This window comes from Psychrobacter piechaudii (assembly GCF_900162825.1).
Classification (GTDB): Bacteria; Pseudomonadota; Gammaproteobacteria; order Pseudomonadales; family Moraxellaceae; genus Psychrobacter; species Psychrobacter piechaudii.
This window is the reverse complement of the sequence record NZ_FUGE01000138.1, coordinates 1-10,710: the sequence shown is the minus strand read 5'-3', so window position 1 is coordinate 10,710 and position 10,710 is coordinate 1. Positions and strand designations below refer to the sequence as shown.

The following is a 10,710-nucleotide window of genomic DNA, read 5'->3' as shown; positions in this document are numbered from 1 at the left end:
TTACTTGTCTGTCTAAAGTTTTTCGGTAATTAACTATCAATAAGTTTAAAACTATCAATGAGTATAATCAATTACACAGTTAAACGATGACGACCTTTTGCACGACGACGTGCTAAAACTTGACGACCTTTTTTAGTTGCCATGCGAGCACGGAAACCATGAGTGCGCTTGCGTTTGATAACGCTTGGCTGGAATGTACGTTTCATAAATCACCTTTGACAGCAAAGAAATTAAAATAAATAGCGTTCACTAAGAATTTGTTGTAGCGAGCGATTATGCCAGCTAAGCCCCTTATTGTCAATAATAAATAAAGGTTTTAAGCCATCAATGATAACGGGTTTGATAAGTTAAGGTCGTTAGCGGCGATAGCTGGGTGGCTTGTGCTAAAAACTAAGGAGCTAATAACTGATTTTGACAACCATAACTTCCCATCAACAAATAAGTATTTCTACGAAGGTTTTTTTTTCGTTTTTTTGCGTCAAATCAATTCTAATAGACCGTAAATAAAATAGTTTGCAGAAAAGCTCTAGCAATCGTCTATTTATGAAAATTACATAGCACCAGATTATCTATTTAATACAGTTTTACTTAACAAAAAGTGCGGTTTCAACTGTCTATTTTTCGCGGTATATATTAAGTTAAATTACACAATTATTGTTTCTATAACAAACTCTTTTTCAATGAGTTATCTTTTGATATGAAAAAAATTGTCGTGAGTAGTCGACCAAGATCTATATATTTATGACAGCTACTCTGGATAGCTACTATTTTTTATATTTTGGATGCAAAAATCGATTGCTTGCTGGACATTCAATTTGCTGAATATAAAAAATAAGTCTTGAGTGCTCCCTAAACTGACAACAGAGAAGGGTGTTTTTTTTCGATATCCGTGTTGTGATTCTAAGTTTTAATAAGCATTAAGCTACAATGAATGCTTACCAGTTGTCACAAACATAGAGGTTGAAAACTAAGTTTGTGCTTGCTTCGATCTAAAACTAAAGCTGCTTATGAAACCTTATAATTATCAATTGACCCCTGTTGTTTTACAGTCTATTTGGTTGCTGTAAAGACTGTTCTAAATTTCGTTTTTTAAATTTAATTACTGTGATAAGTCTCTGTTTTCTAGAGAATGCTTTTGTTGTTTTAGAACAAATGATTTTGATTCTATTAAAAACTTATCCACAGAAAGCAGTGTTCCCTATAACTATATATATAATAGTTCTTTTGTTATTATTAGCAACCTATTTACCTGTGAATAACTATAAAAAATATAATTAAATCATTATCTTAACTTGTGGTTATTGCTGTTGATAACCTGTTACTAAACTCTGTATAACTCTCTAAAAATAGTTATCCACAAGGTTAGCCACAAAGTTATCCACAGAATAATTCTGATGATATTTGTGATTTTATATGTTAAAGTAGCCGCATTAAACAGGGTGAGACCTTCTTTTTTACCTCCCCCTACTCTTCTTCTTTTGTCCTTTTTATTAGGGTTAATGGGTCATGTCAGATAGTTTGTCGTTATGGGATAGGTGTCTTAATGACTTAAGATATCAGCTCAAAGAAAATGAGTTTACGATGTGGCTTAGGCCACTGTCTGCTAAAGTAGTTGGGGATAAGTTAGAGCTACTGGCACCTAACCAATACTTTGTGTCTCATGTACAAGAAAATCATTTTAATGCGATTGAACAGCTGGTAAAGCAACACAGTAATGGCGAAATAAGCCAAGTTGTGATCCAGGTTGAAAGTAGTGTTCAACAACCCCCTCGAGACTTAGTAGACAATCCTACTACTGGTGCCCAATACAGTGGGTCTCAGCCAAGCTCGCCCCCAGTTGGTATCGAGTCTGCTGGTAACCAGGCCTCGCAGATGGGATCTGATAAATCCCTAAGTTATATTAACCCTTATTTTACCTTTGAGACTTTCGTCAGCGGTAAGTCAAATATGTTGGCTTACAAAGCCTGCCTAGAGCTGGGTAAGAAGCAGTCACAGAACCGCCATAATCCTTTGTTTTTATATGGAGCCTCGGGGTTAGGTAAAACTCACTTAATGCATTCAGTGGCTCATAAGTACTTAAAGATCGGCAAAACTTTTTACTATTTTTCTTCTGAAAAGTTTATTAACCAGTTGGTTTATGCGCTGCGTAATCAAAAAATTGAGCAATTTAAACGCAAGATAAAACGGGTAGATCTGCTAATTATTGATGACGTGCACGTTTTGGCAGGTAAAAGCAAATCGAGTAGTGAGTTTTTGTCATTATTTGCTGATTTTATGGTTGAGGGTAAGCAGGTTATTTTGGCCTCAGACCGACACCCCTCGCAAATGACTGAATTTGACGAACGTTTTCGTTCCAGGTTTTCCTCTGGTCTGGCAGTGGGCATAGAGCCGCCAGAAATGGAAACTCGAATGCAAATTCTGCAGAAAAAAGCCACTTTATCTGGGATAGAACTGCCGAAAGAATGTGCACTTTTTATCGCTCAAAACGTGGTCTCTAACGTCAGGCGCTTAGAAGGGGCGCTGAATCAGGTAGTAGCCAATGCCAACTTAACGGGCAATCCCATCGATTTAGATATGGTGCAATATGCCTTAAAAGATGTGATAGCTATACGTTCGCAAGCAGTGAGTATGGACAATATCCGCAAGGTAGTGGCTGAGTATTATGATGTGTCGGTAAAAGATTTAATGAGTAAAAAGCGCACCCGTAGTATTGCTCGTCCACGTCAAATTGCTATGGCGTTGGCGCGAGAGCTTACCAAAGATAGCTTTCCCGATATCGGTCAATCTTTTGGGGGCCGCGATCATACCACGGTGATGCATGCTTGTGAAAAAGTAGCGCAGTTACGCAGTGAAGATCCGGTGTTAGACAAAGAATACAAAGCGTTGTCGATGACACTACAAGCAGGATAATAAAGCGAGTAGGGGGCATAATCAATTACCATACTGGTTGTGCACAGCGTTCCTCAATTGGTTATACTTAATAGCCCTAACAATAAAAGATAACGCAAGACTATAAAAGATAATAAAAAAGTTAGCGAAACCAAAGAAGTAATATTAAACTGGGTATAAGCCCTATTAAGACCCCATTAAAGAGTCCAATATTATGCAACTGTCTATAAACCGTGAATTGCTGTTAAAAGCCATCAATTTGATTGCCAAAGCAGCAGACAAACGCCATAACATGGTGGTTCTAGGTAATATAAAACTGGAAGTTACTGAGCAGCTACTGATTTTGACGGCTTCGGATTTGGAAGTAGAGTTAAGTGCGGAAGTTAAGCTAGGTAATGGTGCCACAGGCGTTATAGGTGCCACCACATTGCCGGCCTATAAACTGCATGAAATCTGTAAGTTATTGCCAAAAGATACCATGATCAATCTGACGGCTGAAGCCAATGAGCGCTGTATCATTACCAGTGGTAAAAGCCGTTTTGTATTGGGTACGTTACCAGCGTCAGAGTTCCCAGTATTAGGTAATCCTGCCAATATCACGCCATTGACTTTAAGCAGAGCAGTGTTGATGGATCTGATGGCGAAAACCCAATTTGCGATGGCGATCCAAGACGTGCGCTATTACTTAACCGGTATGCTTTTTGAGGTGGCGCAGCGACAGTTAACCACGGTGGCCACCGACGGTCACCGCTTGGCGTTGGCGCGTAGCGTGATTGATGTGGCCGATGACTTCACTATGCAGGCTATCTTGCCACGTAAGGCGGTTGTTGAGCTTGAACGCCTGGGCAATGAGCTGGGTAAGTTAGTAGGTGACAATGATGGCAATTTAACCTTGGTGTTTGGCAGAGAGTTTTTACAAGTCACCTTGCCTTTTGGCAATGTCGATAGCACCGGTGAGATTGACGATAGCATCAAAGTGACGTTTACGGCGCGTTTAATTGACGGAAAATTCCCTGATTATCGCCGAGTGATGCCAAATAACACCGATAAAATAGCCTTGGTTAATAAAGAACAAATGACAGAGGTACTAAGACGGGTCTCTATTCTCAGTAATGAGAAGTCACGTGGGGTTATTTTTAAGTTCTCGCAAGATGGCAATGTTGAGGTTCGCGCCAATAATGCTGAGCAAGATGAGGCGGTAGAAGCCTTACAGGTGAAGTATCAGGGTGAGCCAATTGAGTTGTCTTTCAATGCCGCTTATTTGCAAGATGTGTTAGATGTATTGGCAGGGGAGGTTCAACTGAACATGAGCCAGGCCAACAGCTCGGTACTGGTCAATCAGTTAAATGATACTCAGCACCAGTATGTCATCATGCCAATGCGTATTTAAACCTTATTTGATTCAGGCTACTAATGTAGTTTACCTAAAAAAGCAAAACCTTTTGGTTTTGCTTTTTTATTGGATGAAAATCGCTTTTTTCTCTTTAGACTATGCTATAAAAGAGCTTAGATTATTTAACATAATGTATAAGGGGTGGGTTATTTATATTATGTTAAATGAAATAGACCGGTTTACTCTAGGTTATAATTGTGAAAAACTTAATAATGCCAACTTAGTAACAAGATTAGGCTTTAATCAAGGGACCGGTGCCCTCATTTATAGGATTCAATAGACAATAAAGGCGTGTTCTATGCTGACCCAACTTAGTGTTCATCAATTGCGCAACTTGCAAGCGGTTCATATTCAGCCGGGGCAGTGTAATGTTTTTATTGGTGCCAATGGCAGTGGCAAAACCTCTTTATTAGAGTCTTTATATCTTCTTTCTCGGGGTAAAAGCTTTCGACACCATCAACCGAAACGCTATATTTCGCATCATGCGCCTCATACCACGGTCTATGCTAAATTTGCCAATGGCAACAGTATGGCGATTCAAAAAGCGCAAGATGCCAGCAGTATTATGCGTCTCGATCAACAAGCCGTTTATGTCCAGAGTGCTTTGACCAAGCAGCTCCCTACTTTGCTTATTGATCCGTCTTCTATGGATATTTTGGAGATTGGCAGTGGTAGCCGCAGACAATTATTAGACTGGATAACGTTTCACGTGAAACCTGGGTTTCATCCTCAGTGGTTGTCTTATCAACGTTTATTAAAGCAAAGAAATGCGTTATTAAAGCAATCACCTAAACTGTCTTCCTATCAGTTACAAGAGTTGGCGGCTTGGGACAAAGGGTTGGCCAATCACGCGGCGCTCATTACTCATTATCGCCAGCAGGCTTTTGAGGAGTGGCAACCCTTGTTTAATTCCCTTATTCAACAACTCTTACCTGACTATGCTCCCTTTATTCAGCTTAAATTTTCAGCAGGGTATAACACTGAGGTTGCTCTAGACGAATTATTGCAACAACGGTTGGCTCAAGATTGTCAGATGGGATATACGCGCATTGGCTGTCACCGAGCAGATGTGCAAGTGTTGTGGGTTGAAGATGAAGTAGCAAGACAGCAAGTGGCCGCTTTTCAAGAGACAAGCTCTCAAAATGCAGGTTCTAAAAATATAGGACAGCAAGACACACAACTTAAGAGCTCAGAACCCCAAACCTCCGAATCTAGGTTAGCCCCCGAGCAGCCTTACCAAGAAGAGCAAGGTTTTTATGATTTGGAGGAGGTCGGCTTATTGGGCAATGTGCGTGAGCAAGCCGCTAACGTGCTTTCTCGCGGTGAAAAAAAGCTGTTAATTACTGCCTTGAAACTATCACAGCTGCCCTTACTAGCGACTGTAAAACAAGGGGAAGCAGACTCTGCGGTTATAAGTGAGGATGAAGTGATGCCCCTAGTTCTATTAGATGATATTGCTGCTGAACTGGATGAGCGGGCTTTGACCATCTTATTAAAGTCCTTGTCACAACTTTCTTGCCAAGTGTTTATCACCAGTTTAGAACCGAAAATTATGGTTGAAATTGGCCATTATTGGCCACAGGCTAAAATGTTTCACGTGAAACAAGGGCAGGTGACTGAAGAAGCCATAAATTAAGCCCTCATCATTAGTATATGGGACAATACAAGCCCATATATCTCATGCTTTTATCCCCAAAAAATGCTATAATGGCGAATAAGTTTTATAGTGAAATTATTGGTATAGAAACCTGCGTATTTGGCTAGATTGGAAGGCCAAGTACCGATTAATGGGTACTGATTTAACCAAGTAAATTATAAATTAGAATGTCCATTAAGTAAGTAAACAGCCAGTTAAGTAAAAATTGAGCGAGAATGTGGGTAACGTTAACAAGTGAGCTGTAAGAACCCCTATGCCATTTGAATTGCTGAGGATATCAGCATTGCCGTTTTAGGAAAGGATATAACATGAGTGAATTAAACCATAATACCGAGCAAGAGCTAGCTGCTAGCTTGCCTGAAGGGGTCGAGTTATCAGACATCCCTGAAGGGGTGCACCCAGAAGAATATAGCTCAAAGAATATTCGAGTATTAAGAGGGCTTGAAGCAGTACGCGTACGTCCAGGCATGTATATCGGCGACACCGATGACGGCACGGGCCTACATCACATGGTATTTGAAGTCGTCGATAACTCCATTGATGAGGCACTAGCAGGACATTGTGACCAAATTGATATCATCATTCATGAAGATGAATCGGTTAGCGTCATGGATAACGGTCGTGGTATTCCAGTTGATGTGCATCCTGAAGAAGGCGTATCGGCCGCTCAGGTTATTATGACTGTACTGCATGCTGGTGGTAAATTCGATGATAACAGTTATAAAGTGTCAGGCGGTTTGCACGGGGTAGGGGTATCGGTAGTAAACGCTCTGTCTAAAAAGCTTGAAATGAATATCTGGCGTGAAGGTCATCATTATCAGCAAACCTATAGCGATGGCGTGCCTGATGGTGACATTCAGATGCTAGAAGAAACTGAGCGTACGGGGACTCAAATTCGATTCTATCCTAGCCCAGAAGTGTTCACGGGCACGACCTTTGATTTTGACATTCTAGCCAAGCGTCTGCGTGAGTTGTCTTTCTTAAACTCAGGGGTACGTATTGTCTTAACCGATGAGCGTTCTGATAAGCAGCATGTCTTTGAACATAAAGGTGGCTTATCCGAGTTTGTGGCTTACATCAACTCAGGTAAAGAGGGGCTAAACGAAGTTTTCCACTTTGTTAGCGAGCAAGAAGACGGTATCGTGGTCGAAGCAGCCTTACAATGGACCGATACTTATAATGAAAAAGTGCTGTGCTTTACCAACAATATTCCGCAAAAAGATGGCGGCACTCACTTATCAGGTTTCCGCTCAGCATTAACTCGTTGTCTAAATACTTATATGGACAATGAGAATATGATGAAAAAAGAGAAGGTCAACACCACAGGGGATGACGCTCGTGAAGGGTTAACAGCCATTGTCTCAGTTAAGGTTCCCGATCCTAAGTTCTCAAGTCAGACCAAAGATAAACTGGTATCAAGTGAAGTAAAATCTGCTGTTGAATCAGCGATGCATGATAAGTTTAGTGATTATCTGCTTGAGCATCCAGGGGCAGCGAAATCTATTGCCAGTAAGATTATTGATGCAGCCCGTGCCCGTGATGCGGCGCGTAAAGCCCGTGAATTAACCCGCCGTAAGACTTCTTTAGATATTGCTGGTTTACCGGGTAAACTGGCCGACTGTCAAGAAAAAGACCCTGCACTTTCTGAATTATATATTGTGGAAGGGGACTCTGCGGGCGGTTCTGCTAAGCAGGGTCGTAGCCGTAAGACACAAGCCATTTTACCGCTAAAAGGTAAAATTCTTAACGTGGAACGTGCCCGTTTTGACAAGATGTTGTCGTCCGCTGAAGTTGGTACCCTAATTACTGCTTTAGGCTGTGGTATTGGTCCGGATGAATATAATCCAGATAAAGTTCGCTATCATAAGATCATCATCATGACCGACGCTGATGTCGACGGGTCGCATATTAGAACGTTACTCCTGACATTCTTCTTCCGTCAAACGCCAGAGCTGATTGAGCGTGGTTATATCTATATTGCTCAGCCACCTTTGTATAAAGTGAAAAAAGGCCGTCAAGAGTTATATCTAAAAGATGATGAAGCGTTAAAAGCCTATCTACTGTCCTCAACCATTGATGAAATGAAGCTGCACATCAGTGAAGATGCACCGGCCATTACCGGTCAAGCATTAGAGAAGCTGTTAAATGACTACAACCAAACCCAGCTGGTGAAGTCTCGTCTACAAATCCGCTACCCTGCGGTGTTGTTAGATGCGCTGACCCATGTGCCTAAACTGACCACTGACATGACTTATGACTATGATGCCATGAGTGAGTGGAAAGAGAAGCTACAAGCTCAATTAGAGCGATTTGGTAGCGACTTACGCCCATCGATTGAGCTTGATAACATCCATGCGCCGCGCACCGATGAGCTGTCTGAAGCGGCGAAAGATGCCAATAATCAATTTAAGTTTAAACTGGGCGCTAAAGTAGACAGTCCAAATGGCGATATTGAGGATGCAGAAGTTGTAGAAGGTGAGGATAGCGAAATGCTGTCGACCAAGCCGCAGTGGTTACCGCGCATCACCATTTACGTGCACAATTTATTCCAGCACTATTTGCTAGATGCCGGCTTCTTAAACTCAGGCGAATATGCGCGCTTAATCCGTCTGTCTGCAGAGTGGAATACGCTATTAACCGAAACGGCCTTTGTTCGCCGTGATACTACCACTGGCACCGTAAAAGATGTGTTGCTTCGTGACTTTGACCATTTATGGCAGCAAGTAATGCAAGAGGCACGCCGTGGTCTATCTGTCCAACGCTATAAAGGTCTAGGTGAGATGAACGCCGACCAGCTGTGGGATACCACGATGGATCCTGAAAACCGTCGCATGTTAAAAGTGACTATTGAAGATGCCATCGCGGCGGATCATTTATTCACTTGTTTGATGGGTGATGATGTTGAGCCTCGTCGTCAATTCATTGAAGAAAATGCGCTGACTGTCAGTAACTTAGATATCTAATATCAATGTGCGTAATTGGTTTTAAAAGAAGTCATCTTGCTTGCAAGGTGACTTCTTTGTTTCACGTGAAACATAAGCCTTATGTTTTATTTTCAGATTTTAGCCTTAAAAGTCGTTGCTGCTGAGTGGGTAGGAAGTAGATTATGATCGAAGTTTTATTCTTGGCCATTGCCTTAGCGATGGATGCTTTTGCAGTATCTATTGGACTAGGGGCAAAACAGAGCAGTACTGCCTATGCAAGCTCAGCAAAGGCAAAGGCTATGTTGCTCAGACTGGCAGTCATGGCCGGACTCTACTTTGGTATAGCCCAAGGGATTATGCCCTTAATTGGTTATTTATTAGGGTCAGCCTTGCTGGGTTGGTTGGCGTCTGCTGCGCCTTGGATTGGCTGTATTATCCTAGTGGGACTGGGTGTAAAGATGCTGTATGAGGCAATAAGTGACGAGGAAGAAGAAGAGCTTGGGTCAGAGGACAATACAAAAATTGACCATAAGCTTATGACTACCATGGCGATTGCCACCAGTATTGATGCGATGGCGGCTGGCTTTACCCTAAATTTATTGGCAGTGAATGCTTGGATTGCGTGTCTCATTATCGCGATAGTGACGGCTCTGTTCAGCTTTGGTGGCGTATATTTAGGTCGACAATCGGGCACCTGGCTAGAAGATAAAGCAGAGATATTGGGCGGTGTGGTACTAATCGCCATTGGTATCAAAATGGTTTTATAGCGGGTAATTCATACACTATATATTAAGTTATATACATAAGAAAAGCCCCTTTGTTATTAAGCAAAGGGGCTTTTTTTTGAGTATAAATAAGCGAGTTGGAGTTTACTGCTGCTTATCTAAAACACTATTTAAAACGCCATGCCAAAATGCGACTGGCCTTTTGACCATGCTGCATATTAATGGTTTTTATCTGTCTGGCGCCGACTCTTCTCAGTAGAGCATCAAGAGGTTTTAAGTTTTCAGCTCTTGAAACCAAAGTAGTGAACCAATTAACTTGCTGAGCGTAATCGACACTCTCATTAATCATACGACTGATAAACGCGAATTCGCCTCCTTCAGTCCATAACTCTGCATTTTGACCACCAAAGTTTAAGTTGTTTTTGGCATCGGCAAACTTGTTGGCTTGCCCATTAGGATTGCGACGAGCACGGTTCTTTTGTAATTTACTTTGTTTGCGATTATTAGCATCCAGTACTTCTTGCATTGACCCATGAAACGGGGGGTTACACACGGTGATATCAAAATAATCGTGTTCACCGATAATACCTTTAAAGATATTCTTCGGATTCTTTTGCTGTTTGACCGTGACCAATTTTTTTAGATTGGGATTGATTTCACAAATGGCTTTGGCGGTGTTAATAGAAACAGGATCTATATCGGTAGCGGTAAAGTACCAGCCATAACTTTGACTGCCCACAATGGGATAAATCAAACTGGCTCCGGTACCAATGTCTAATACATGTGGCTTTTTATTTTCTGAGCCACTGTTGTTATCGGCCAATAAGTCAGCCACTTGGTGAATATAGTCAGCACGACCTGGAATCGGTGGGCACAGGTAGCCTTTGGGTAAATCCCAGTATTTGATGTTGTAATGATGGGCCAATATAGTCATAGCCCTTAAAAACAGTCACACAGCCAAAGAAAATAGAAGAATAACGTATCGATACAATCTATTCCCCAATCTTGACGCTTTTTCTTAACCCAAGCCCAAGTTTGCTCAATAGGGTTTAAGTCAGGACTATAAGGCGGTAACCATAGAATAGTGTGTCCTGAATCTTCAATGATTTTTTGAATATCAAG

The 10,710-nt window shown here is 41.5% G+C and carries 7 protein-coding genes and 1 pseudogene; 5 read left to right on the top strand and 3 right to left on the bottom strand.

All coding sequences use genetic code 11. The features are described from left to right. Positions 1 to 71 precede the first annotated feature (71 nt). Positions 72 to 206: a 50S ribosomal protein L34 gene (gene rpmH, locus A1019T_RS07640; RefSeq protein WP_007394757.1), complete on the bottom strand. Its 135-nt coding sequence runs from the start codon at positions 204 to 206 to the stop codon at positions 72 to 74. Between the two features lie 1,300 nt (positions 207 to 1,506). Here rpmH and dnaA point away from each other — a divergent pair. The 5 genes from dnaA to A1019T_RS07615 all read left to right on the top strand — a co-directional run bounded on the left by dnaA (position 1,507) and on the right by A1019T_RS07615 (position 9,630). Then, positions 1,507 to 2,910: a chromosomal replication initiator protein DnaA gene (gene dnaA, locus A1019T_RS07635; RefSeq protein ID WP_077451123.1), complete on the top strand. Its 1,404-nt coding sequence runs from the start codon at positions 1,507 to 1,509 to the stop codon at positions 2,908 to 2,910. A 193-nt stretch (positions 2,911 to 3,103) separates the two neighbouring features. Continuing rightward, the gene (gene dnaN, locus A1019T_RS07630) at positions 3,104 to 4,279 is read left to right on the top strand and encodes a DNA polymerase III subunit beta (protein ID WP_077451122.1); all 1,176 of its coding nucleotides are present in this window, start codon (positions 3,104 to 3,106) and stop codon (positions 4,277 to 4,279) included. 301 nt (positions 4,280 to 4,580) lie between these two features. Further along, positions 4,581 to 5,918, top strand: coding sequence for a DNA replication/repair protein RecF (gene recF, locus A1019T_RS07625; RefSeq protein WP_077451120.1), 1,338 nt, complete (start codon positions 4,581 to 4,583; stop codon positions 5,916 to 5,918). A gap of 329 nt (positions 5,919 to 6,247) precedes the next feature. After that, complete coding sequence (gyrB, locus tag A1019T_RS07620) at positions 6,248 to 8,902, top strand: DNA topoisomerase (ATP-hydrolyzing) subunit B (protein WP_077451119.1); 2,655 nt, start codon at positions 6,248 to 6,250, stop codon at positions 8,900 to 8,902. 143 nt (positions 8,903 to 9,045) lie between these two features. Further along, positions 9,046 to 9,630 carry a manganese efflux pump MntP gene (locus tag A1019T_RS07615; protein ID WP_077451118.1) on the top strand — a complete coding sequence of 195 codons (585 nt, stop codon included), beginning with the start codon at positions 9,046 to 9,048 and terminating at the stop codon, positions 9,628 to 9,630. A gap of 124 nt (positions 9,631 to 9,754) precedes the next feature. Here the strand turns inward: A1019T_RS07615 and rlmF are convergent. Both rlmF and A1019T_RS13865 read right to left on the bottom strand, forming a co-directional pair. Beyond that, positions 9,755 to 10,516 (bottom strand): annotated as a pseudogene (gene rlmF, locus A1019T_RS07610) (23S rRNA (adenine(1618)-N(6))-methyltransferase RlmF); the annotation flags it as partial. Between the two features lie 11 nt (positions 10,517 to 10,527). Further along, positions 10,528 to 10,710 (bottom strand): transposase (locus A1019T_RS13865; RefSeq protein WP_279626159.1); only part of this gene is annotated, 183 nt, incomplete at its 5' end.

What these genes read in the sequence shown, in the direction of transcription:
- rpmH (WP_007394757.1), bottom strand. Translation starts at nt 206, where the DNA reads ATGAAACGTACATTCCAGCCAAGCGTTATCAAACGCAAGCGCACTCAT.
- dnaA (WP_077451123.1), top strand. Translation starts at nt 1,507, where the DNA reads ATGTCAGATAGTTTGTCGTTATGGGATAGGTGTCTTAATGACTTAAGA.
- dnaN (WP_077451122.1), top strand. Translation starts at nt 3,104, where the DNA reads ATGCAACTGTCTATAAACCGTGAATTGCTGTTAAAAGCCATCAATTTG.
- recF (WP_077451120.1), top strand. Translation starts at nt 4,581, where the DNA reads ATGCTGACCCAACTTAGTGTTCATCAATTGCGCAACTTGCAAGCGGTT.
- gyrB (WP_077451119.1), top strand. Translation starts at nt 6,248, where the DNA reads ATGAGTGAATTAAACCATAATACCGAGCAAGAGCTAGCTGCTAGCTTG.
- A1019T_RS07615 (WP_077451118.1), top strand. Translation starts at nt 9,046, where the DNA reads ATGATCGAAGTTTTATTCTTGGCCATTGCCTTAGCGATGGATGCTTTT.